Annotated in this window: 18 protein-coding genes; 11 read left to right on the top strand and 7 right to left on the bottom strand. The window is 75.0% G+C overall.

The window, feature by feature from the left end; all coding sequences use genetic code 11:
* Positions 1–20 precede the first annotated feature (20 nt).
* The 5 genes from ACTVAJ_RS21850 (at position 21) to ACTVAJ_RS21830 (ending at position 6,859) form a co-directional block, all read left to right on the top strand.
* Complete coding sequence (locus ACTVAJ_RS21850; RefSeq protein WP_470390087.1) at positions 21–1,688, top strand: NAD(P)H-dependent oxidoreductase subunit E; 1,668 nt, start codon at positions 21–23, stop codon at positions 1,686–1,688.
* A complete protein-coding gene (fdhF, locus tag ACTVAJ_RS21845; RefSeq protein ID WP_470390086.1) occupies positions 1,688–4,477 on the top strand; it encodes a formate dehydrogenase subunit alpha in 2,790 nt (929 codons plus the stop codon). The genes ACTVAJ_RS21850 and fdhF overlap by 1 nt, the downstream gene beginning before the upstream one ends.
* Complete coding sequence (locus ACTVAJ_RS21840) at positions 4,474–5,169, top strand: helix-turn-helix domain-containing protein (protein WP_470390085.1); 696 nt, start codon at positions 4,474–4,476, stop codon at positions 5,167–5,169. The genes fdhF and ACTVAJ_RS21840 overlap by 4 nt, the downstream gene beginning before the upstream one ends.
* A gap of 4 nt (positions 5,170–5,173) precedes the next feature.
* Complete coding sequence (locus tag ACTVAJ_RS21835; RefSeq protein WP_470390084.1) at positions 5,174–5,845, top strand: response regulator transcription factor; 672 nt, start codon at positions 5,174–5,176, stop codon at positions 5,843–5,845.
* Positions 5,846–5,965: 120 nt separating this feature from the next.
* Positions 5,966–6,859, top strand: coding sequence for a universal stress protein (locus tag ACTVAJ_RS21830; RefSeq protein ID WP_470390152.1), 894 nt, complete (start codon positions 5,966–5,968; stop codon positions 6,857–6,859).
* A gap of 60 nt (positions 6,860–6,919) precedes the next feature.
* On the opposite strand, the gene ACTVAJ_RS21825 is transcribed toward ACTVAJ_RS21830, so the two are convergent.
* The 7 genes from ACTVAJ_RS21825 to ACTVAJ_RS21795 form a co-directional block, all read right to left on the bottom strand.
* Positions 6,920–7,339 carry an Hsp20/alpha crystallin family protein gene (locus ACTVAJ_RS21825; RefSeq protein ID WP_470390083.1) on the bottom strand — a complete coding sequence of 140 codons (420 nt, stop codon included), beginning with the start codon at positions 7,337–7,339 and terminating at the stop codon, positions 6,920–6,922.
* Between the two features lie 127 nt (positions 7,340–7,466).
* Positions 7,467–9,809: a heavy metal translocating P-type ATPase gene (locus ACTVAJ_RS21820; protein WP_470390082.1), complete on the bottom strand. Its 2,343-nt coding sequence runs from the start codon at positions 9,807–9,809 to the stop codon at positions 7,467–7,469.
* 72 nt (positions 9,810–9,881) lie between these two features.
* A complete protein-coding gene (locus tag ACTVAJ_RS21815) occupies positions 9,882–10,655 on the bottom strand; it encodes an HAD family hydrolase (RefSeq protein WP_470390081.1) in 774 nt (257 codons plus the stop codon).
* A 150-nt stretch (positions 10,656–10,805) separates the two neighbouring features.
* Positions 10,806–12,527 (bottom strand): sensor histidine kinase, encoded by a 1,722-nt coding sequence (locus tag ACTVAJ_RS21810; protein ID WP_470390080.1) that lies wholly within the window; start codon positions 12,525–12,527, stop codon positions 10,806–10,808.
* 132 nt (positions 12,528–12,659) lie between these two features.
* Positions 12,660–15,050, bottom strand: coding sequence for a glycoside hydrolase family 65 protein (locus ACTVAJ_RS21805; RefSeq protein ID WP_470390079.1), 2,391 nt, complete (start codon positions 15,048–15,050; stop codon positions 12,660–12,662).
* Positions 15,047–17,437: a phosphoenolpyruvate synthase gene (gene ppsA / locus ACTVAJ_RS21800; protein ID WP_470390078.1), complete on the bottom strand. Its 2,391-nt coding sequence runs from the start codon at positions 17,435–17,437 to the stop codon at positions 15,047–15,049. Before ppsA ends, ACTVAJ_RS21805 begins: the two co-directional genes overlap by 4 nt.
* Positions 17,438–17,506: 69 nt before the next feature.
* Positions 17,507–18,256 (bottom strand): HAD family hydrolase, encoded by a 750-nt coding sequence (locus ACTVAJ_RS21795; protein WP_470390077.1) that lies wholly within the window; start codon positions 18,254–18,256, stop codon positions 17,507–17,509.
* Between the two features lie 129 nt (positions 18,257–18,385).
* Here ACTVAJ_RS21795 and ACTVAJ_RS21790 point away from each other — a divergent pair, with 129 nt between their 5' ends.
* From ACTVAJ_RS21790 to ACTVAJ_RS21765, 6 genes are all read left to right on the top strand, one after another.
* A complete protein-coding gene (locus ACTVAJ_RS21790) occupies positions 18,386–19,087 on the top strand; it encodes a CBS domain-containing protein (protein WP_470390076.1) in 702 nt (233 codons plus the stop codon).
* A gap of 69 nt (positions 19,088–19,156) precedes the next feature.
* Positions 19,157–19,636 carry a hypothetical protein gene (locus tag ACTVAJ_RS21785; protein WP_470390075.1) on the top strand — a complete coding sequence of 160 codons (480 nt, stop codon included), beginning with the start codon at positions 19,157–19,159 and terminating at the stop codon, positions 19,634–19,636.
* Positions 19,633–20,556: a serine/threonine-protein kinase gene (locus ACTVAJ_RS21780; RefSeq protein WP_470390074.1), complete on the top strand. Its 924-nt coding sequence runs from the start codon at positions 19,633–19,635 to the stop codon at positions 20,554–20,556. The genes ACTVAJ_RS21785 and ACTVAJ_RS21780 overlap by 4 nt, the downstream gene beginning before the upstream one ends.
* The gene (locus ACTVAJ_RS21775; RefSeq protein WP_470390073.1) at positions 20,543–21,943 is read left to right on the top strand and encodes a V-type ATPase 116kDa subunit family protein; all 1,401 of its coding nucleotides are present in this window, start codon (positions 20,543–20,545) and stop codon (positions 21,941–21,943) included. Before ACTVAJ_RS21780 ends, ACTVAJ_RS21775 begins: the two co-directional genes overlap by 14 nt.
* Positions 21,940–22,353 carry an ATP synthase subunit C gene (locus tag ACTVAJ_RS21770; RefSeq protein ID WP_470390072.1) on the top strand — a complete coding sequence of 138 codons (414 nt, stop codon included), beginning with the start codon at positions 21,940–21,942 and terminating at the stop codon, positions 22,351–22,353. Before ACTVAJ_RS21775 ends, ACTVAJ_RS21770 begins: the two co-directional genes overlap by 4 nt.
* The gene (locus ACTVAJ_RS21765) at positions 22,350–22,574 is read left to right on the top strand and encodes a V-type ATP synthase subunit F (RefSeq protein WP_470390071.1); all 225 of its coding nucleotides are present in this window, start codon (positions 22,350–22,352) and stop codon (positions 22,572–22,574) included. Before ACTVAJ_RS21770 ends, ACTVAJ_RS21765 begins: the two co-directional genes overlap by 4 nt.
* The last annotated feature ends 2 nt before the right edge of the window (positions 22,575–22,576 follow it).

Genomic DNA, 22,576 nt, shown 5'->3' with positions numbered 1-22,576 from the left:
GTGGGAAGGGACGGGCGGGCATGGCGCGTGACGCGTTCGCCGAGTGGCAGGTGCGCTTCGGCCGCCCGGGCGCCCTCGTTCTCCGGCGGCTGGCCCAGGCGAGGGCCGACCACGGCTCCGTCGGCCCCGACGACCTCGACCGCATCGCCCGGGAGGCGGGCTGGCCGGTCGCCGCGGTGACCGGCACAGCCTCCTTCTACGCCGACTTCGCCGGTGGAAGGCGCGGTCGGCGGCACGTGCGCGTCTGCGAGGGGACCTCGTGCTTCGTCACCGCGGGGAACCGCCACGCCGAACGGTTCGAGGCCGCGCTCGGCGTCCGCCGCGGCGAGTGCGCCGCGGACGGCTCGGTGTCCCTCCAGGGCGTGTACTGCCTCGGGTTCTGCTACGCCTCCCCCGCCGCCATGGACGGGACCACCCCGCTGGTCGGTCCGGCGCCGGGCGGACCGGCGCCCCCGATCCCCTACCGGAACGCGGCCCGCCGCGCGGTGGTCGGCGCCGGGCTGACCGGCGAGGAGGAGGCGTGGGGGGTGTGGCCCCGGGTGCTGGCCGACGGATCACCGCAACGGGTGCTCGCCGAGGTGGCCGCGTCCGGCCTGCGGGGACGCGGCGGCGCGGCCTTCCCCGTGGCGGACAAGTGGTCGGCCGGCGCGCGCGGCCCGGCGCCCCGCTACGTGGTGGCCAACGGCGACGAGGGCGACCCCGGTTCGTTCGCCGACCGCCTGCTGATGGAACGCGATCCGCACCGTGTCCTGGAGGGGCTCGCGCTCACCGCCCTCGCGGTCGGGGCCCGGCGGGGCGTCGTGCTGGTGCGCTCGGAGTACCCGGCGGCGGTGGAACGGATGCGGGCGGCCGTGGCCCAGGCCCGCGAGGCCGGACACCTGGGGGCCGACGTGCACGGTCACGGGTTCGACCTCGACGTGGAGGTCGTCGAGGGCGCGGGCTCCTACGTGGCCGGGGAGGAGACGGCGCTCCTGCGCGCCCTCCAGGGACTGCGGGGAGGTGTCCGCGCCCGGCCGCCCTACCCGACCGACCGGGGGCTGGCGGGGCGGCCCACCGTGGTGAACAACGTGGAGACGCTCGCCGCGGTGCCGTGGATCGTCCGGCACGGCGGCGCGGCCCACACGGCCCTGGGCGTCCCCGGGGAGGGCGGCACCAAGCTGGTGTGCCTGAGTGAGCGGTTCCAGCGGCCCGGGGTGTACGAGGTCGAGTTCGGGGTGTCGCTCAGGTTCGTCGTCGAGGAGCTGGGCGGAGGGCTCAGGGACGGGCGGGCGCTTGGCGCGCTGCAGGTCGGCGGGCCGCTCGGCGGGTTCCTCGGTCCCGGGGAGCTCGACCTCCCCCTGCGGGCCGGGGCACTCGCGGACGCGGGCGTCGCGCTGGGGCACGGCAGCCTGGTGGCCGTGGACACCGGGGTGCCGCCCGACGCGCTGCTGCGGCACACCTGGACGTTCGCCGCCTCGGAGAGCTGCGGTGCCTGCGTGCCGTGCCGGGTGGGGACGCGGCGGGGGCTGGAACTCGCCGAAGGGATCGGCGGGGCGGCCGGGCACGCCGACGAGGTGCTGGCGGTCCAGGACCGGCTGGCGGAGGTGATGGCGGTGGGCAGTCTGTGCGCGTTCGGCCGGGGCGTGCCCGGCGCGGTGCGCAGCCTGGTCCGCGTCTACCGCGACGAGCTGACGGGCGGGGGCGCGTGATGCGGGTACGGGTGGGCGACCGCGTGGTGGAGGTGGCCGAGGGGGCCACCGTGCTGGACGCGGTGCGTGCCGCCGGCGCCGGGGTCGCCGCCCTGTGCCACGACGACCGGCTCTCCGCGCGGGGTTCGTGCCGGGTGTGCCTGGTCGGCGTGGACGGCCAGGGGGTCGTGGCCGCGTGCACCGCCCCGGCGGACGAGGGGATGACCGTGCGCCCCGACGACCCGCGGGCGGCGGAGGCGGCGCGCGGAGCACTCGAACTGATCGTCTCCGAGCTGCCGCCCCGTGCGCTGGACATGCCCGCCGACCGCAGTGAACTGGTGCGCGCCTGCCGGGACCTGGGCGTGCCCGGGACAGCGTTCACCGGAGCGACCCACCACCGGGGCCGGGACCACTCGCACCCGTACGTGAAGCTGGACCGGGACCTGTGCATCGCGTGCGGGCGCTGCGTGCGCATGTGCTCGGAGGTGCAGGGCACCTTCGCCCTGGAGCTCACCGGCCGGGGCTTCGACACCGTCGTGACGGCCGGGGACGGCGGACCGTGGATCTCCTCGCCGTGCGTGGGCTGCGGCGGCTGCGTGGACACCTGCCCGACCGGCGCGCTGGCCGAACCGGGCCTCCTCGACCCGCGTCCCGTCCAGCACACCACCGCCACCACCTGCGGATACTGCGGGGTGGGCTGCACGCTGCGGGTCCACGTGCGGGACGGGGCGGTGGCCGCCGTGACACCGGGTCGGGACGGGCCGGTCAACCGGGGCCACGCCTGCGTCAAGGGCCGCTTCGCACACGCCTTCACCAGCGCCCGGGACCGGCTGACCGAGCCGCTGCTCCGCCGCGGCGGCCGGGGGTCCGCGCTGGAGCCGGTGTCGTGGGAGGAGGCGCTCGCCTTCACCGCCGAGCGGCTGGCCGCCGTCCGCGACCGGCGCGGCGGCGGGGCGATCGGCGTCATCTCCTCGGCCCGCGCCACCAACGAGGAGAACTACCTGGCCCAGAAGTTCGCGCGCGTCGTGCTGGACACCAACAGCGTCGACAACTGCTCGCGGCTGTGCCACGCCCCCACCGCGGCCGGGTTGGACGCCGCGTTCGGGTGGGCGGGCGGCACCGCCCCGTTCGAGGAGGTCGACGAGACCGACTGCGTCCTGCTGGTGGGGGCCAACCCGACCGAGGCGCACCCGGTCGTGGGCGCGCGGATCAAGCAGAGGGTGCTGGCGGGGGCCCGCCTGGTGGTGGTCGACCCGCGCCGCTCGGAGCTGGCCGCCCTGGCCGACGTCCATCTGCGCTGCCGGGCGGGGTCCAACGTGGCGGTCCTCAACGGACTGGCGCGGGCGCTCCTGGACGGGGGCCACGCGGACGAGGAGTTCCTGGCCGCCAGGGCGAGCGGTCTGGACGCGCTGCGCGCGCTGCTCGACGGCCTCCCGGTCGGCGCGTCGGCGCGGACCGCGGGTGTGGCGGAGGCGGACCTGGTCGAGGCCGCCCGCCTGTACGGGAGCGCCGAGCGGCCGGTCATCGTCTACGGTCTGGGCGTCACCGAGCACGCCCACGGCACCGACGGGGTGCGCGCTCTGGCCAACCTGGCGATCCTCACCGGCAACGTGGGGGTGCCCGGCGGCGGGATCATGCCGCTGCGCGGACAGAACAACGTCCAGGGCTCCTCCGACATGGGCGCGCTGCCCGACCTGCTGCCGGGTTACCAGCCGGTGGCCGACCCGCGGGTGCGGGAGCGGTTCGGCCGGGTGTGGGGGCACCCGGTGCCCGAGCGCCCCGGGCTGCGGATTCCGCAGATGTTCGACGCCGCCCTCGACGGCCGGTTGGGCGCGCTGTACGTCATCGGCGAGGACATCGCCCGGACCGACCCCGACAGCGACCGGGTGCGGGCCGCGATGGACGCGTGCGCACTGGTGGTCTGCCACGACCTGTTCCCGTCACGGACGGCGGAACTGGCCGACGTGGTCCTGCCCGCCGCGTCCTTCCTGGAGAAGGACGGGACCTTCGTCAACTTCGACCGCCGCTTCCAACGGGTGCGTCCGGCGCTCGACCCGCCCGGTCGGGCCCGTACCGACTTCGAGATCCTGCTCGCGCTGTCCCGGGCCATGGGCGCCGACCTGGGCTGTGCCACCCCGGCGCGGGCCATGGCCGAGTGCGCCGCGCTGGCTCCCCCCTTCGCCGGGATCTCGCACGAGCGCCTGGACCGCGACGGCCCGCTGCACTGGCCCTGCCGCGGCCCCGGGGATCCGGGTGAGGCCGTGCTGCACCTGGACGGGTTCGCCACCCCCGACGGCCGGGCGGCGCTGGCCGCGCGCCCCTACCTGCCTCCGGGTGAACAGCCCGACGCCCGGTTCCCCCACGTGCTGATCACCGGCCGCCGGCTGGACCACCACAACACCGGGTCGATGACGCGCCGCACGCCCAACACCGAGCTGACCGGCGCGGAGACCCTGGACGTCAGCCCGGCCGACGCCGAGCGGCTGGGAGTCGCCCCGGGTGACGCGGTCGAGGTCGCCAGCGGGCGCGGGTCGGTGGTGCTGCCCGCCCGGGTCACCGACGAGGTCTCCCCCGGCGAGGTGTTCGCCGCCTTCCACTTCCCCGACGCGCCCGTCAACCGGCTCACCTCGTCGCACACCGACGAGGTGACCGGCTGTCCCGAGTACAAGGTGACGGCGGTGGCGCTGCGCCGCGTCGGGACCTTCGGGCCGCGGATCGGGGCCAAGGCACCCCACACCGGCCCCGGAGAGCGGAAAGGAAGCGGACAGTGGCGCGAGACCCCTCCGACCGGCGAGGACGGTGCGGTGTGAGGCGACAGGACGACAGCAGGCGAACGGGCAGCGACCTCGGCCGCAGGGCCGCGGCGCGCCGGGAGGAACTCGGTCTGACCCGGGAGGAGGTCGCGGACCGGGCCGACATGGATCCCGGATACGTGGCCTACCTGGAGGAGTACGCGCCCAGGATGACGCGGCCCGCGCTGTACCGGCTCGCCTCCGCGCTGGAGACCACACAGGACCACCTGTTGGGCGCCGACACCGACGTACCGCCGGGCGCCGCGACCACGGCGGCCCTCCTGCCCGAGACGCTCACCCTGTCACCGGTCAGGTGCATGGAACTCATCGGCCCCGGCGGTGTGGGGCGGATCGGTTTCGTGGCCGGGGAGGAGACGGCCCCGACCATCCTGCCGGTGAACTACGTCGTCCTGGACGGCGCCGTCGTGTTCCGCGTCGCGTCCCACGGGGTGATCGCCGGGCACGCGCCCGGTGACGCCGCCTTCGAGGTCGACCGCGTCGACGGCGCGATGAGCGAGGGGTGGAGCGTCCTGCTCACCGGCCGGGCCGAACCGGTCACCGAGGAGGCCGAGGCGAACGCCCTCGCCGCCTGCGCCCCCGTCCGCCCGTGGGCGGAGGGCACCCACGACCTCTTCGTCCGCCTGGTGCCGGACCGGATCAGCGGGCGCCTCGTCCGCGGCCGCTGGTGCACGTCCGCGGGAAGGGTGTGAGCCGATGCCGGAGGAGAAACGGACCGTCCGCGTCTTCCTGGTCGACGACCACGACGTCGTGCGGCGCGGCATCACGGCCCTGCTCGAGGACGAGGAGGGCATCGAGGTGGTCGGCGAGGCGGGCACGGCCGCCGAGGCCCTCGGGCGTGTCCCGGCCACGCGTCCCGACGTCGCGGTCCTGGACGTGCGCCTGCCCGACGGCAGCGGTGTGGAGGTCTGCCGGGACCTGCGGTCGCGGTTCCCGGACCTGGCGTGCCTGATGCTGACGTCCTACGACGACGAGGAGGCCCTCTACCAGGCCGTCCTGGCCGGCGCCTCGGGGTACGTGCTCAAGCAGATCCACGGCTCGGACCTGGTCGGCGCCATCCGCACGGTCGCCTCCGGCGAGTCCATGCTGGACCCGCACAGCACGGCCCTGGTCATGCGGCGGATCCGCGAGGGGGCGGATGCCGAGGACCCGCTGAGCGAGCTCTCCGCCCAGGAGCGCCGCGTCTTCGAGCTGATCGGGGAGGGCCTGACCAACCGGCAGATCGGGGAGAGGGTCTTCCTGGCGGAGAAGACGGTGAAGAACTACGTCTCCAGCGTGCTGTCCAAGCTGGACATGCAGCGCCGCTCCCAGGCCGCGGCGTACGCGGCGCGGCTCAGGGCGCAGGCCGCCCGCCGCGACACCGGGTAGCCGCACACGTCCCCGGCCTCCGGCCACCAGGGCCGGTCGGCCACGACCCGCGTCCGTGTAACACGCCCCCGCCCGCCCGCAGCGCGGCGGTCGAGGGCCCGCATCCGATGGGAGACCATGATGGCCCAGAACGCGAACGCCCCCGTGGTGGTGGCGGTCAACGGTTCACCGGCGAGCGAACGCGCCGTGGACTGGGCCGCGGACGACGCACGGCTGCGGGGACGCGTGCTGCGCGTCGTGCACGCCTTCGAGTGGCCGCTCTACCACGCGCTGCCGCGCGGCCTTCCGGGGTTCGACGTGTACGAGTTCGCGCGCCGCGTGGTGGACGAGGCGCGCCGACGGGCGCTGGAACGGGCTCCGGACCTGGTCGTGGACGCGCTGCACATCACCGGAGACCCCGAACCGGTGCTGCTGACCGAGAGCAGGAAGGCGCACACCCTGGTCCTCGGTGCCCACCGGACGACGGCCATGGACGTCTTCCTGCCCGACTCCACGGCCCTGGACATGCTGATGTTCGCCTCCTGCCCCGTCGTCGTCGTTCCCGACCGGGACCCCGGCCCGCCCACCGGCCGCGTCATGGTCGGCGTCGACGGGTCGGCGACCGCGCGGACCGCGGCGGCGTGGGCGTTCGACGCGGCCGACGTCCGCGGAGCGGCGCTGCGCGCGGTGACGGTGCGCCGGGGGTCCTCGCGAAAGCGTTTCGGCGCTCCGGAGGTGCCCGCGCAGGACGGGGCGGACGACACCGGTGAGGCCGCCGCGGCGGAGGAGGCGCGGCGGATGCTGTCGGAGTCGATCGCGGGCGAGCGGGCGCGGTACCCCCGGGTGGGGGTCGAGGAGGTCGTGGAGACGGGCCATCCGGTCGAGGCGCTGCGCACCGCGGCCGGGGACTGCGACCTGATGGTGGTGGGCTCCCGCGGCCGGGGCGGTTTCGCCGGGATGCTGCTCGGTTCGGTGAGCCGGAACGCGGTCTCGCACAGCCCGTGCCCGGTCGCGGTGGTGCGCGCGTCCGGCTGACGAGGAGGTGGCGGGCGCCTCCCCGCGCACGGCTGCGCGCCGGTCGGGGAGACGGGCGCCCTACTCCTCGGACCTGCGCGAGATCGGTACCTTGCGGCTGGCCTTCTCCGGCTTGGCCAGCCCGATGCTCACCTCGAGGATGCCCTTGTCGTAGGAGGCGACCACGTCCTCCTCCGAGGCGTCCGAGGGCAGTGTGAGCGTGCGGCTGAAGGAGCCGTAGCGAAACTCCGAGTGCTGCGGGGACGTCTCGCTCTCACTGCGCTCACCCTGGATGTTCAGGGCCCCGTGCTCGACGGTCACCGTCAGGTCCTCGTCGGGGTCCATCCCGGGCGCCTCCACCCGGACCACGTACCGGTCGTCCTCCACCGCGGTCTCCACGCGCAGGGTCGCGGCCCCGTGCGACGAGAGGAACGGTGCGTCGAACAGCTCGGCCAGGTCGGGGAAGCGCGGCAACCCCGAACGGCGGGCGATGGCGTTCATGACCTACCTCCTCGGTTCACCGGTCCGCGGCACGCCCGCACGGGCGGACCACGGGCCTCGTCACCACTCAACCCGGTGCACGGCGGCCGTGTCAGGCGGCCAAGGATGCGCTTCACCGGGTCTTTGGTCACCCGGGCCCGGGGACCTCCTCCGCGTCGGCGAGGACGTGGAAGTGCTCCTCCTCCTGGGCGAAGTGCAGGCGCAGGACCGCGTACAGCTCGACGGCCAGCCTGGCCGCGTGCCGACGGGCCGTCGTCCCTCCTCCGGCGCCCGCGGTCCCCTCCACCTCGTCCAGGGTCGCGCGCAGGCGCCGGACCAGCTCCGCGATCTCCGTGTGCTCCCTGCTCATCGTCGCGGTCGTGTCCGACTGCCCGAGGGCGTGGGCGACCCGCGGGTAGAGCAGGCGCTCGTCACGCTCCTCGTGGTCGACCAGCCGGTCGAGGAAGGACCGCAGGGCGGGGACCGCCGCGTCCGTTTCCCGACCGCCGCCCGCGAGCGCGTCGGCCGCACGCAGCAGCGCCTCGACGCCCGGCCACAGCCGTGCGTGCTCCTCCTGGAGGTCGCGTACCAGTTCGGCGTCGTCTCCGCGCAGCTCGGGGGCCCGGCCGCCGCGCCCGCCGCCCAGGGCCCGCAGGGCGTTGAGGATCACCGCGACGTCGATCGCCTCCTGGGCCAGGGCGCCCGCGGCCGGCGGGAGGTACCCGGCCGCGGCGACGACCATCGCGACCATGGACAGCACCATGCCCGCGACCACGCTCTGGCGGGCGATCGCCCGGCTGCGGCGGGCGATCGCCAGGCTCTCGGCCACCCTGGAGAGGCGGTCCACCGTGATCACGACGTCCGCGGCCTCCGAGGAGGCGGTGGACCCCCGGGCCCCGAGAGCCACGCCCACGCCCGCCGCGGCCAGGGCCGGGGCGTCGTTGACACCGTCGCCGACCATGACCGTGGGGGCGCCCGCGCTCTCCGCGCGCACGACCTCGGTCTTGTCGGCCGGGGACTGCTCCGCGTACACGGCGTCCGCTCCCACGTGCGCCGCGATCCGCTCGGCCACGTCCCGGCGGTCGCCCGTGACCATCACCGCCCGCTCGACGCCCGCCAGGCGCAGCAGCCGCAGGGTGCGCGGCGCGTCAGCGCGCAGCCGGTCGCGCAGCAGGAGGACCCCGCGCAGGCGGTCGCCGACGCCCACGAAGACGGTGACCTCGCCGTCGCGCGCCGCGTCGGCGCGCACCCGCTCCACCCAGTCGGGCAGCCGGGCTCCCGCACCGGCCCAGGCGGCCTTGCCCACACGTACCCGGGTGCCGCCGACGACGCCGCCGACACCCTGCCCCAGCACCTCCGCCGTGTCCTCGGGCCGGCTCAGGGCCAGCCCGCGTTCCCGCGCGGCGCGCACGATCGCGGCCGCCAGCACGTGGGGGGACGCCTGGTCGAGCGAGGCGGCCAGGCGCAGGACCTCGTCGGCGGACGTCCCCTCCTCGGTGACCGTGCCGCCCAGCACCGGGCGCCCCTCGGTGACGGTTCCGGTCTTGTCGAAGAGCAGTACCCGGGCGCGGGCCAGCCGCTCCAGGGCCGCGCCGCCGCGCACGATGATCCCGCGGCGGGCGCTGCGCGACATGCCCGAGGTGAAGGCGATGGGAGCGGCGAGGATGAGGGGGCACGGTGTGGCCACCACCAGGACCGCCACGGCTCTGACGGGGTCGCCCGACAGCCACCACGCCGTCCCGGTGAGGAGCAGGGTGACCGGCAGGAAGACGGTCGCGTAGCGGTCGGCCATGCGCACGAACGGAGCGGTGCGCGCCTCGGCCTCGCGGGCCAGCCGGACGATCGCGGCGAACGTGCTCTGCTCGGCCCCGGTCGTGGCGCGCATGCGGAACGGACCGCCGGCGTTGACGGTTCCGCCGCGTACGTCCTGGTCCACCGCCCGCTCCACGGGCAGCGGCTCCCCGGTCACGACCGACTCGTCCACGACGGCGGAGCCCTCCGTGACGCGCCCGTCCACCGGCAGCGTCTCGCCCGTGCGGACCAACAGGAGGTCCCCGGGGCGTACCCGGTCCGCGGGGACGGTGGTCACCTCGTCGCCGTCGACCCGGTGCGCGACGCGGGGAGCCCGGGCGAGCAGCGCGCTCAGGTCGGATCGGGCGCGGCGCCCGGCCTGGTCCTCCAGCATCCGGCCGCCGGTCAACATGACGGAGACGATCGCGCCCGCGAGCAGTTCGCCGACCAGGACCGCCCCGACCAGCGCCAGGAGGGCGATCACGTCGCTTCCCAGACTCCGGCGGCGCAGCGCCCGGGCGACCCAGACCGCGGACGCGGCGGCGCCGACGACCGTGGACACCAGCCACGCCGTGTCGGAGGGCCCGGTGAGCCCGAACGCGCGCAGGACGAGACCGGCGGCCAGTCCGGTCAGGCAGACGGCCAACAACGCGGCGGAGGCGGTCGGGAACGGGCCCGATCCGCGTTCCTGTGCACCCATACCTGCCACTGTGTGCCCTTCCGCAGGTCCGGGGCAGGGCAGGAGGTCGCGTGCGGGCGGGCCGATGGTCGCTCAGCGCGTCCGTGCCCCGGGCAGGAGCATCGCCAGGTCGGACACCACGACGTGCGCCCCCCGTGCCAGCATCTCCTCGCGGGCACCGGTTCGGTCCACCCCGACCACCAGACCCAGACCCCCGCGCCGCGCGGTCTCCACACCGGCCGGGGTGTCCACGGCGGCCACGGTCCGGCGGGGTTGGGTCCCCATCCGCCGGACCGCCTCCAGGAGCAGTGCCGGGCCGGGATCGCCGGGCAGGCCCAGGCGGATCGCGTCGGCCCCGTCCACGCGGACGTCGAAGAGGTCCGCCACTCCGGCGGCCCGCAGCACCCCGGCGCGCTCTCGGCCCGACCCGACCGCCGCGACGGGGACACCGGCCGACCGCAGCTCGCCGACGAACTCCACGGTGCCGGGGAAGGCCGTGACCCCGTAGCGGTCCACGAAGTCCAGGAAGCGGCGGTCCTCGCGGTCGACCAGCCAGCCCGCCGTCACCGTCTCGGGAGGGCCCGACGGAGCCGCCTCCTCGGGCAGGTGGACGCCCCGCGAGGCGAGGAAGGCCCGTACGCCGTCCGCGCGCGACCGGCCGTCCAGGTAGCGCAGGTAGTCGTCGCGCATGTCGAACGGACGGAAGCCACCGCCCCGGGCACGGGCCCGATCGCGCAGGAAGGCGTCGAAGACCCGCTTCCACGCCGCGGCGTGCACGAACGCGGTGTCGGCGACGACACCGTCGGTGTCCAGGACCGCCCCACGCACGCGGTCGAGCGGCACACCCGCGCTCCCCCCGGTCTCCATGGGCTCCGGCTCCCCACCGCGGCGGCCGCCGCAGGGTCGGACCAGTGTGTGCACCTCATTGCACCCGCGGCGCGCAGCCCTGGCCAGTGCCGTTGGTCCGCGCCGTCCGAACGAAGGTCCGCTGCGCGGCGGACCCACGTCCGGACCCCCTCACCCGGCCTCGTCGGGGAGGGGCACCGTCCACCGCAGGACCGTCCCGCCGCCGGGGGCGGGACCGGCCTCGAAGGTGCCGTGGAGGCGCGCCGCACGCCGGGCCAGGTTGCGCAGACCGCTGCGGCGGCCGCCCGCGGGAAGGCCGACGCCGTCGTCGGCGACCTCGACCGTCAGAGCACCGTCCACGGCCACCCGGACGTCCACCCGCCCGGCCCGGGCGTGCCGGGCGGCGTTGGCCAGGGCCTCCTGGAGCACGGCGACCGCCTCGTCGGCGATCGGCTCGGGTACCCGGCTGTCGAGGGGCCCGTCCATCCTCAGCCCGGCCGCGAACCCCAGCGGGGCGGTGGCGGCGTTCACCACGCCCACGATCCGGTCACGCGGCCAGGGGTGTTCCTGTTCCTCGTCCGCCGTCGTCAGCGCGAAGATCACCGACCTGATCCTGCGGATGGTGTCGTCGAGATCGTCCACGGCCCCGCGGAGGCGCCGGGCGGTCTCGGGGTCGTCGACGCGCCTGACCTCCCCGGTCAGGGACAGCGCGACGGCGAACAACCGCTGGATGACGGTGTCGTGCAGGTCGCGGGCGATACGGTCCCGGTCCTCCAGCACGCTGAGGCGCTCGGCGTCGGCGCGTGTCTCGGCGAGCTCCAGGGCGAGGGCGGCGTGTCCCGCGAACGCGCGCAGCGTCTCGACCGTCGAGGGGTGGAACTGCTCGGCGCCCACCCCCCTGGCCAGGCACAGGACGCCCCGCACCCGGCCGCCGTGGCCGAGCGGCACCAGGAGGACCGGGCCGGCGCCCAAGTCGCGCAGCAGCACCGCGGCGCGCGCACCCGGACGGGAGATGTCGGTGATCACCGGCTCGCCGGAGACATGGACGCGCCCGGTCAGCGCCCCCTCCACCGCCGTGCTGCGGCCCCGGATCCGTTCGGCGCCCTCCCCGCTCGCGATCCGCACCGTGAGCCGCCGCCCGGAGGTGTCGGGCCCCGCGATGGCGGCCAGGTCGGCGTCGGCCATGCGGCAGGCCCGCCGGGTGATCATCTGGAGCACGTCGTCGACGTCCACGCCGCTGAGCAGTCGCGTGGTGACCTCGTCGGAGGCGTCCAGCCACATCTCGCGCCGACGTGTGTGCTCGTAGCGGCGGGCGTTCTCGATCGCCACGCCCGCGGCCGCGGCCAGCGCCACCACGATGGACTCGTCGTCCTCGTCGAAGCGGCCGCCGTCCCGTTTCTCCGCGAGGTACAGGTGACCGAACACCTCGCCGCGCACCTGGACGGGTACGCCGAGGAAACCCCGCGCGGGCGGATGCCCCCCGGAACACCCGGGCGCCCCCGGACGGGGGGCGGCGTCTCCTGGCCGCACGGGTCCCGGCTCCCCGGTCAGCGGCCGGAGAACGCCGTGCACCCTCGGCCAGTGCTCGATCCGGGCGGCGTCGGGGCCGACCGGGATGAACTGCTCCAGACGGCCGTCGCGGCCGACCACGCCCATGGCGCCGCAGCCGGCTCCGACCAGTGCCATGGCGGCTTCGACGATCCGCCGCAGGGTGCCCTGGAGATCCAGTCCCGCCCCGATCATGACGACGGCGTCCAGGAGGGCGCGCAGGCGTTCGCGGCTGACCACGGCCTCGTCGACCCGCGACCGCAGTTCCACGAGCAGTTGGTCGATCCCCGCCTCCTGGTACGGTGCGCGGGGCCGCCCGCTCCGCGACCGGGCCGTCTCACCCATGACCACCCCCGCGGTCGACGCAGTGCCCCACTGCCGTTGCCCCTCCCCCGATCCTAGGCTGGCGGCCCCCGGAGGACGAGGATTGGCGGCGGGGCGGGTCCGGCGCCCCGCGGCGGGGGCCACCCGGAGTGCTCAGAGCGGGAAGCACACGGTGGCCCCCGGTCTCAGTTCGGCGGTCTGGTCACGGCAGGTGACGTCGATCGGCTGGTGCATCCCCGCCCCGGCCACCACCTCCACGCAGTGTCCGCAGATGTGCAGCCTCAGCGGGTGCTCGCGGTAGGTGATCGACAGGGTGAGGGTGCCCAGTTCCTCGGGCCAGTACGGGTTGAGCACCAACCGGTCCTCCCTCGTCTCCAGTCCGGAGAAGCACCGCTGGAGCAGGTCCACACTTCCGGCCATCGCCGCCAGGTGGATGCCCTCCGGGGTGGTCCCGCCCTGGATGTCGGTGACGTCGGACCGGAGCGCCCGGCAGAAGAACTCCATGGCCCGCTCCCGGTGCGCCCGTGCCAGGACCCAGGCGTGCACGACCGCGCTCAGCGTGGAACCGTGGGACGTCCTGGCCAGGTAGTAGCCGATGTTCCTGGGGATGGCGTCCCCGTCGAGTCCGTACCCCAGGCGGTCCAGGAGCGGGCCGAGTTCGTCGGCGGACAGCAGGTAGAACAGCATCAGCACGTCGGCCTGCTTGGAGGCCTTGTACCGGTTGACGCTGTCGCCCTCGGCCTCGAGGATCCGGTCGAGGCGCTGGATGTCGCCGTACCTGCGCCGGTAGCCCTCCCAGTCCAGCTCCGCCAGGTCCTCGTAGCCCTCGAACTGGCTGATCACGCCGTGGTGGAAGGGGACGAACATGCCCCGGGCGATCTCCCTCCACCGGATCGGCTCCCCGGGGTCGAGGCCGAGGTCCGCGGTGAGCTCGCGGCGCAGCCGCTCCGGGATCAGGGAGAGGGCGTCGACGGCCCGGAGGAGCACCCACACCGCCATGACGTTCGTGTAGGCGTTGTTGTCGATCCCGTCCTCCTCGGCGCCCGGATACCCGGTGTGGAACTCGTCCGGGCCCACCACCCCGCGGATGACGTACCGGCCGCGACGCGGGTCGTAGGAGGTGAGGGAGGCCCAGAACCGGGCGATCTCGACCAGCATCCGCGCCCCGTGGTGGGCGAGGAACTCCCGGTCCCCGGTCACCTGGTAGTACTGCCACACGTTGTAGGCCACGGCGATCCCCACGTGGCGCTGCCGCCAGGTGGGGTCGGGCCGCCAGTGGCCGGAGAGCGGGTTGAGGTGCAGCCACTGGGTCTCCTCGCGGCCGTCGCTGCCCGACTGCCACGGGTACATGGCGCCCGCCAGGCCCGCCTCCCGCGCCGCCTGGCGCGCCTCGGGCAGCCGGCGGTGGCGGTAGCGCAGCAGGGCCCGGGTCAGGGAGGGAAGGCGCAGGTTCAGCACCGGGAAGACGATCAGCTCGTCCCACAGGACGTGGCCCCGGTAGGCCTCGCCGTGCAGTCCCCGGGCCGGAACCCCGGCGTCCAGGTCGACGGTGTTCGGTGACAGCGTCTGCAACAGGTGCAGGACGTGGAGGCGGATCATGCGCAGCTCGTCCGGCGCCCCCTCGATCTCGACGCCGAACCTCTCCCACAACTGGTCCCAGGCCAGGACGTGGTCCGCGAACAGCTCCCCGAACCGCCCCATACGCGGCAGCCACCGGGCGGCCTCGTCCGCGGGCTCGCTGACGGCGCGGTCGCGGCCGGTGAAGACGGTCACGACCTTCTCCAGGGTGGTCGTCTCCCCCGCCGTCACGTCGACCGCGGCGTCGTGGCCGATCCATGAGCCGTCCCCGACGGGGCGGCGCTCGGCGCCGCATGCGCGGTCCCCCCGCCACAGGGTGGCGCGGGCCGCCATCGCCACCCGGATCCCGGACTGGTTCGTCCGGGTCGCCAGAAGGCAGGAGTCCGCACCCAGTTCCCGTGCCTCCAGCGTCTCCAGGTGGTCGCCCGGCAGGTCCCGGTAGCGCTCGACCAGGGTGTTGGCCACCCGGCCGTCGAGCGTGGAACGCACCTCCAGCCGGCCGGACCAGTCCTCGGGGGTGATCGCCACCTCGAGCGCGCACGCGTGCGCGAACCGCATGTCGACGAAGCGCCGCTGGGTGACGGCCGTGGTGCGCCCCGCCTCGTCGCGGTACCGGAACCGCCGGGTGAGGACCGCCCGCCGCATGTCGAGCCACTGGCGGTACTCCAGGAGCTGGACGGCGTCGACGTCGAACCACGGGCCGCCGTCGACACGGAACGCCACCGGCAGCCAGTTGGGCAGGTTCACCAGGCTCTCGTTCTCGACGGCGGTCCCGCCGACCCGCGACCGGAGGCGGTTGTAGACACCGGCCGCGTAGGTACCGGGGTAGTGGACGCCGTCGGCGGCCGACTCCGGCGCGGCGCCCCGTGTGGCGAGGTAGCCGTTCCCGACCGTGCACAACGCCTCCCTGCGGCCCTCCTCCTCCGGTTCGTAGCCTTCGTAGCACCAGGTCCACGCGCTGTTCACCGGTTCTCCCTCCCCCGCTCGGCGGCGGCGACGTTGTCCTTCACCGTCAGGAAGCTGTCCGGAGCCACGGAGACGGAGTCGATCCCCGCGCGCACCAGCAGCCGGGCGAAGTCCGGATCGTCGCTGGGCCGCTGCCCGCACAGGCCCACCTTCCTTCCCCTGGCGTGCGCGGCCTCGATCACGGCCCCGATACTGCGGACGACGGCCGGATCGCGCTCGTCGAACAGGGCGGCGAGCCGTTCGGAGTCCCGGTCCACGCCCAGCGTGAGCTGGGTGAGGTCGTTGCTGCCGATGGAGAACCCGTCGAAGCGCTCGGCGAACTCCCCGGCGCGCCACACGTTGGAGGGCAGCTCCGCCATCACGTACACCCGGAGTCCGTCGCTCCCCCGGCGCAGACCGTGGTCGGCGAGGGTGCCCAGGACGAGGTCGGCCTCGGCGGGTGTCCGGCAGAAGGGGATCATCACGACCGTGTTGGTCAGCCCCATCCGCTCGCGGACCCGACGGATCGCGCGGCACTCCAGGGCGAAACCGTCCCGGTAGCCGTCGCTGTGGTAGCGGCTGGCCCCGCGCCAGCCCAGCATCGGGTTCTCCTCGGCCGGTTCGAACCCGGCGCCGCCGATGAGGCGGGCGTACTCGTTGGTCTTGAAGTCGCTCATCCGCACGATGACCGGTCTGGGCCACCACACGGCGGCGATGCGGGCGATGCCCTGGGCCAGCCGCTCGACGAAGAACTCGGTCCTGTCGTCGTGGCCGCGGGTCAGTTCGGCGACGCGCCGCCGGGCGTCCTGGTCGGTGAGCTCGTCGAAGTGGGCCAGTGCCATCGGATGGACCCTGATGTGGTTGGCGATGACGAACTCCATCCGGACCAGGCCGACCCCGTCGGCGGGCAGCCGCCACCAGCGCAGGGCCGCGGCGGGGTCGGCCAGGTTCAGCATCACCTCGGTCTCGGTGTCGGGTACCTCGGCGAGGTCGAGCTCGCGCTCGTCGTAGTCGAGGATCCCCCGGTAGACACGGCCCTCCTCGCCCTCGGCGCACGAGACCGTGACCTCCTGTCCGTCGGTCAGGGTGCGCGTGGCCCGACCTGTTCCCACGACCGCGGTCACGCCCAGTTCACGGCTCACGATGGCCGCGTGCGAGGTGCGGCCGCCGTGGTCGGTGACGATGGCCGCCGCGCGCTTCATGACCGGCTCCCAGTCCGGGTCGGTGGTACCGGTGACGAGCACGGCGCCGTCGGTGAACCGGTCGATCTCCTCCGCGCCGCGCAGCCTGCACACCCTCCCCGCGGCGACGGCCTCGCCCACGGCCAGGCCGGTGACCAGGCGTTCGCCGGTCTCGCGCAGCCGGTACGCGTGCAGCGCGGACGCCTCCCTGCGTGTCTGGACCGTCTCGGGACGGGCCTGCACGACGTGGAGCTCGCCGCTGCGGCCGTCCTTGGCCCACTCCACGTCCACCGCCCGGCCGTAGTGGTCCTCGATCGCCTTCGCCCACCGGGCGAGCAGGAGGATCTCCCGGCTGTCGAGGACGGCGCGGGCCCGTTCGTCCTCACCGGTCGGCACGGTGCGGGTCGGTTCGTCGCGGGAGGCGCCGTAGACGACCTTGGTCTCCTTGCCGCCGATCGTTCTGGAGATGACCGGTTCCAGCGCGGTGTCCTCCAGAAGGGGTGTGAAGACGAGGTACTCGTCGGGGTCCACCGTGCCCGCCACGACGGACTCGCCCAGACCCCACGCGGCGTTGACGAGGACGACCCGGGGGAAGCCGCTGTCGGTGTCGACGGAGAACATCACCCCGGCCCCGGCCAGGTCCGAGCGGACCATCTCCTGCACACCGACCGAGAGCGCGACGGTGAGGTGGTCGAAGCCGTGGTGTTCCCGGTAGCTGATCGCCCGGTCGGTGAACAGCGACGCGTAGCAGCGCCCGCAGGCCTCCAGCAGCGCCTGTTCCCCGGTGACGTTGAGGAAGGTCTCCTGCTGGCCGGCGAAGCTGGCCTCGGGAAGGTCCTCCGCGGTGGCGCTGCTGCGCACCGCCACGTCCGGTTCCCGCCGGCCCAGGCGCGCGGCGAGTTCACGGTAGGCGTCCGCGATCGCGCGCGCGGTGTGCGGGGGGAACTCGGCCTCGGCGAACATCCGGCGGACGTCCGCTCCCACCTCGGACAGGGCCGCTCCCCCGTGCAGTGCGCCGATCCGTTCGCGCACGCGGGTGCGCAGGTCGTTGGCGTCCAGGAACTCCCAGTACGCGCGGGCGGTCGTGGCGAACCCTCCCGGCACCCGGATCCCCCGCTGCGTCAGGTGGGCGATCATCTCCCCCAGGGAGGCGTTCTTACCGCCGACCAGGCCCACGTCCCGCGACGACAGGTCCTCCAACCACCTCACGGTGTCCCGCGGCACCATCCCGCACGCTCCCTCGCTCCGAGCGCGCCCCGCCCCGCCTGCGTCCGGCGGTCCGGGCGGCTCCGGTTCTCACCGGCCGGCATCGCCGACCCCCACCTCGGCCAGGTCCCCGACGACGGTGTCGGCACCGTGGGCGCGGAGCCGGTCGGGGCTTCCGGTGCGGTCGACACCCACGACGAGGGCGAAGCCCCCGCGCCGCCCGGCCTCCACTCCGGCCTCGGCGTCCTCGACCACGACGCAGCGGTCCGGTTCGGCCCCGAGGCGACGGGCCGCCTCGAGGAGCATCGCCGGATCGGGTTTGCCCGGCAGGCCGAGCTCGTGGGCCACCACCCCGTCGACGCGCACCGGGAAGAGGTCGCCCAGACCGGCCGCTTGGAGCACCTGGGCGCAGTTCCGGCTGGCGGAGAAGACCGCGACGGCCGCACCGGCGCGCCGCAACCGCCGCACGAGTTCGACCGTCGACCCGAACACCGTGACCCCGTCCTCGGCGAGACGGGAACGGAAGTAGCGGTTCTTCCGCGCGGCGAGGCCCCGGACCGTCCCGGCGTCGTCGTCGGACCGCCCGCGCGGCAGGCGGATACCCCTGGACTCCAGGAAGGCGGCCACCCCGTCGTCACGCGGTCGGCCGTCCACGTAACGGAGGTAGTCGTCGCCGGAGAACGGCGAGTGGTCCTCACCCTCGCGCGGCGGGCGGGCGGCGAGGTAGCCGTCGAACAGGCGCTTCCAGGCCGCCGCGTGGACCGACGCGGTGTCGGTGACCACCCCGTCGAGGTCGAAGAGCACCGCGTCGTAGCGCCGTGGATCGATCGTGACCGTCATCCGCGCTCCCGGGATCGCGTCCCTGAGAGAACCGTCCATACCCTTCCTGAACTGCGCAAAACTCGCACCGACGGCCGCCGGGGGGAGATAGGGAACCGCGGTGGAGGGGTATGCGACCAGTGTGCGCTGATGACGGTTCCCAGAGTGGAGGACGCCATGACCACCGCCACGACCGTCGGCGATCTGATGACGACGCACGTGCTGCGCACGAAGGGGGGCACCGGGTACAAGGAACTCGCCGCCTTCATGCGCTCCCACCACGTGAGCGCGCTGCCCGTCGTGGACGACCGGAACCGGGTACGCGGTGTCGTCTCGACCGCCGACCTGCTGCTCAAACTCGCCGACCCGGACCCGGACGAGGGCTACACGGCCGAGCCCTGGCGGGAGCGGCTCGAACGGCTCAAGAGCGGCGGCTCGACCGCACGCGACTTCATGACCGCCCCGGCGCGGACCACCACGGCCGACGCCTCGCCGCACGAGGCGGCCGAGCTGATGCGCCGGCACGGCGTCAAACGGCTGCCCGTCGTCGACGACGACGGGTGCCTGGTGGGTCTGGTCAGCCGCGCCGACCTGCTGGGCGTGTACGGAACACCCGACGACGACCTGCGACGGCGGGTGGACCGCGACGTCGTCCGCGAACGGCTCGGCCTGACCGAGGTCGACACCTCGGTGCGCGAGGGGGTGGTGACCCTCTCCGGGACGGTCCCGCGCCGTACCGACATCCCCCGGCTTGCGCACGCGGTGCGCACCGTCGAGGGCGTGGTGCGCGTCGACTGCCGGCTGGCCTACGACGTCGACGACCTCACGCCCCTGGGGACGACGGTCGTGTGACCGGTCGCCCTCCCGTCCGGCGTGTGACGCCGGACGGGAGGGCGACCCCGATCTATCCTGCCTGCGGCGATGAGTGCACGGGGGGTGCGCATGCCCGGTCTACGGGACTTCCTCGAACGCTTCCGTCCGGCGGGCGCACCGGGTGCAGCGGCGCGCCGCGGTGTCCCCTCGGACCGGAGGGCTGAGGCGAACGCCGAACTCGCCCCCCTGCTCGCGCTGCTCGACGACGTGGAGGAGCGGTCGGCCCGGATCCGTCGGGAGGCCGTGACGGCGTCCGAACACCGCCGTGCGGACGCCGCCCGGCGGGCCGAGGCGATCGTCGCCGACGCCCGGTCGCGCGCGGAGGCGGTCAGGGCCGAGGCGGCGGCGCGGGTCCGGCGCACGGCGGAGGCCGAGGTCCGCGCGGTCACCGAGGAGTCGGCACAGGAGGCCGGGCGCCTCCGGGAGCGGGCCGGGCAACTCATGCCCGAGCACGTGGACCGGGCGGTGGCCGCGGCACGCGCCCTGCTCGCCGAGGTGGCCTCCCCGGACGGAGGGGGCGCCCGGTGAGCGCGGGATGGGTCGGCGGCGGCGTGCGCGCGAGGGCGCTGGCCGCCCGCCGACTGGGCGCCGGGCACGCCCGGGACCTCGCCTCGTCGCCCTCGCTCGCCGACGGCCTGCGCCTCCTCGCGGACGGACCCTACGGTCACGACGTGCGGAGCGGCCAGACGATCGGTCAGGCGCAGCGCGGCCTCTCGTGCACGCTGCTGTGGCACCTGCGCGTCCTCGCCGGGTGGCTTCCGGGCGGCGGGGTGGACACGGTCCGGCGGCTGGCGGGCTGGTTCGAGGCGACCAATGTCTGCTGGCACGCCCGCGCCCTGGCCGGGCACGCCGCGGAGCGCCCCTACGACCTGGGTGCGCTCTCCATGGCGTGGCCGCGTGTGGCCGCCGCGACGTCGCCTCCCGGGTTGCGTGACGCTCTGGCCCGCTCCGTCTGGGGGGACCCCGGAGCCGACGCGCCCTCCGCGGTCGCGGTCGGTGTCCGGCTCTCGTGGGCCCTGCGCGTCTCGCGGCGGGTGCGGGCGGCCGCGCCCTGGGCCTCGGGCGGGGCCGCCCTGCTGGTGGCGCGGGAACGGTTCCTGCTGGACCGCCCGCTGACCGCCCCGGCCGACGACCGGGCTGCGGCGGTCCTGGGGAGGGCCGCGGCGGAGGCAGGTGACCTGGGCGGGTTCGCGCAGGCGCTGTCCTCCTCCGCCCGCTGGGCACTGGACGGCGTGGCGGAGCCGGGCGACCTGTGGAGGGCGGAGGCGCGGTGGTGGGACCGGGTCGAGCGTGACGGGTTCGAACTCCTGGGACGGGCCGGGTTCGGTCCGGACCCCGTGGTCGGTGCGGTCGCCGTGCTGGCGGCCGACGCCCGTCGGTGCCAGGCCGCACTGGAGTGCGCCGCACGGGGCGGGCGCCCCCTGGAGGTGTTCGATGCCCTGGCCTGAGGCTCCGGCACCGGTGCGGATGGAACGCGTCGCGCTCGTCGCTCCGCAGGACGCCCTGCGCGGGATGCTCGTGCGCGTGGCCGACGCCGGCGTGGTGGAACTGGACCGCGATGACCGCCCGTCCCCGCCCGGGCGGCAGGAGGCCGAGCACCGCCTCCGGAACGTCGGGGCCACCGCGGAGGCGCTCCTGTCTCCCGACGAGCCGGACCTGGAGGAGCTCGAACGACGGCGCCGGGCCGACCTGCTGGCCGGGGAGGCCCAGCTCCGCGAACACGCCTCCCGGGCGGTCCGCCGCCACCGTGTGGCGGCGCTCACGGGATGGTGCCCCTCGAAGGAGGTCCCCGGGCTGGCCCGCCGCCTGGCCCCGCTCGGCTGCTCGGTGGTCCCGCTGCCGCCTCCGCACGGTGTCGACCCGCCCACGCTGCTGCGCGGCGGAAAGACGGTGCGGCGTTCGTTCACCCCGCTGGTGAACACCTTCGGCACGGTCGCCTACGCCGACGTCGACCCGACCGTCCTGGCCGGGATCGCCTACGTGGCGATGTTCGGGATGATGTTCGGCGACGCGGGCCACGGAGCGCTCCTGATCGCCTTCGCGGCGTTCCTGCGGACGGGCAGACCCGTCAGTCTGCCCCGGCTGCACCCGCTCTGGCCGTTCGTCGGGGGTGCCGGACTCACGGCCACCCTCTTCGGGTTCCTCTACGGGGAGTTCTTCGGCCCCACGGGCGTACTGCCGGTCCTCTGGCTGGCTCCGCTGGAGTCGCCGGTGACGCTGCTGGCCGCGGCCATGGCGGTGGGCGCGGTGCTCCTCGCCCTGGCCTACGCGGTCGGGACCGTCAACCGCTGGCGTGAGGGCGGGGTGCGTCTCGCCCTGTACTCGCCCTCGGGGGTCGCCGGGACCGCGCTGTTCCTGGGCCTGGCGGGTGTCGCGTCCGGCGCCCTGCTGTTCGGTGGACCGCTGCTCGCGGCGGGCCTGGCGGTGATGGCCGCCGGGCTGGCTCTGGCCGCGGTCGGCCTGTTCGCCGACTCCGGCGGCGGAGCGGCGGGCGTCGCGCAGACGGTGGTCCGACTCTCCGACCTGCTCCTGCGGCTGGGGGCGAACCTGGTCTCCTTCGCCCGTCTGGCGGCCTTCGGGATGATGCACGCGGCACTGGGCTGGGTGGTCTGGCAGGGAACCGTCGCACTCGCCGGGCGCGGCTGGGCGGGCGTGATCGCCGCCGCCGCCGTGTTCACCGTCGGCAACGCGGTCGCGTTCGCGCTGGAGGCCCTGGTCGCCGGGGTGCAGGCCCTGCGGCTGGAGTTCTACGAGTTGTTCAGCCGGGTCTTCGACGTCGAGGGCCGACCGTTCCGGCCCTGGCACATGCCCACGTCGGCTCAGGAGGAACCGTGACATGGATTCTCACTCTCCCGGTCCTGGTCGCCGGTTCCGTGGCGGCCGCGCTGGTGTTGCGGCGCCGTACGCGGACCGCGCTCCGGGTGTTCCTGGCGGTGGACGCGGCCCTGCTGCTCGCCGCGCTGGCGGTCGTGGCGGTCGCGCTGGGCGCGGGACCGGCCGAGGCCGTGGCACCGGTGCAGGGTTCCGCGGACACGGGCTGGGCGGCCCTGTTGGGGGCGGCGATCTCGGTCGCGGGCTCCTCGATCGGCGCTGCGATCGCCGTCGCCTACACCGGCGCGGCGGCGCTCGCGGCGCTGTCGGAGCGCCCGGAACTGTTCGGCCGGGCCATGGTGATCGTCGGGTTGGCCGAGGGCATCGCGATCTACGGCCTCGTCGTCGCGGTGATCCTCATCCAGAGGGCGTGACCGTGGCGGGGGTCGCCGTCATCGGAGAGGGCGACCAGGTGCGGGGGTACGCCCTGGCCGGGGTGCGTGTGCTGGTCGCCGAGGGGGCCGAGGCGGTACGGGCGGCCTGGCGCTCCCTGGACGACGATGTGGCCGTGGTGATCCTGACCCCGGCGGCGGCGCGCCACCTGTCCGCCGAGACCGCCGCCGACCGTCCGCTGAGTGTGGTGATGCCGCGGTGACG

It is taken from the genome of Nocardiopsis sp. KDC1DS13DA1 (genome assembly GCF_055632325.1).
This window is presented reverse-complemented; position numbering and strand designations above follow the sequence as displayed.

Coding starts and splice junctions, on each gene's coding strand:
- ACTVAJ_RS21830 (WP_470390152.1), top strand. CDS start 5,966: ATGGCCCAGAACGCGAACGCCCCCGTGGTGGTGGCGGTCAACGGTTCA.
- ACTVAJ_RS21820 (WP_470390082.1), bottom strand. CDS start 9,809: ATGGGTGCACAGGAACGCGGATCGGGCCCGTTCCCGACCGCCTCCGCC.
- ppsA (WP_470390078.1), bottom strand. CDS start 17,437: ATGGTGCCGCGGGACACCGTGAGGTGGTTGGAGGACCTGTCGTCGCGG.
- ACTVAJ_RS21825 (WP_470390083.1), bottom strand. CDS start 7,339: ATGAACGCCATCGCCCGCCGTTCGGGGTTGCCGCGCTTCCCCGACCTG.
- fdhF (WP_470390086.1), top strand. CDS start 1,688: ATGCGGGTACGGGTGGGCGACCGCGTGGTGGAGGTGGCCGAGGGGGCC.
- ACTVAJ_RS21775 (WP_470390073.1), top strand. CDS start 20,543: ATGCCCTGGCCTGAGGCTCCGGCACCGGTGCGGATGGAACGCGTCGCG.
- ACTVAJ_RS21795 (WP_470390077.1), bottom strand. CDS start 18,256: ATGACGGTCACGATCGATCCACGGCGCTACGACGCGGTGCTCTTCGAC.
- ACTVAJ_RS21850 (WP_470390087.1), top strand. CDS start 21: ATGGCGCGTGACGCGTTCGCCGAGTGGCAGGTGCGCTTCGGCCGCCCG.
- ACTVAJ_RS21790 (WP_470390076.1), top strand. CDS start 18,386: ATGACGGTTCCCAGAGTGGAGGACGCCATGACCACCGCCACGACCGTC.
- ACTVAJ_RS21785 (WP_470390075.1), top strand. CDS start 19,157: ATGAGTGCACGGGGGGTGCGCATGCCCGGTCTACGGGACTTCCTCGAA.
- ACTVAJ_RS21815 (WP_470390081.1), bottom strand. CDS start 10,655: ATGGAGACCGGGGGGAGCGCGGGTGTGCCGCTCGACCGCGTGCGTGGG.
- ACTVAJ_RS21835 (WP_470390084.1), top strand. CDS start 5,174: ATGCCGGAGGAGAAACGGACCGTCCGCGTCTTCCTGGTCGACGACCAC.
- ACTVAJ_RS21810 (WP_470390080.1), bottom strand. CDS start 12,527: ATGGGTGAGACGGCCCGGTCGCGGAGCGGGCGGCCCCGCGCACCGTAC.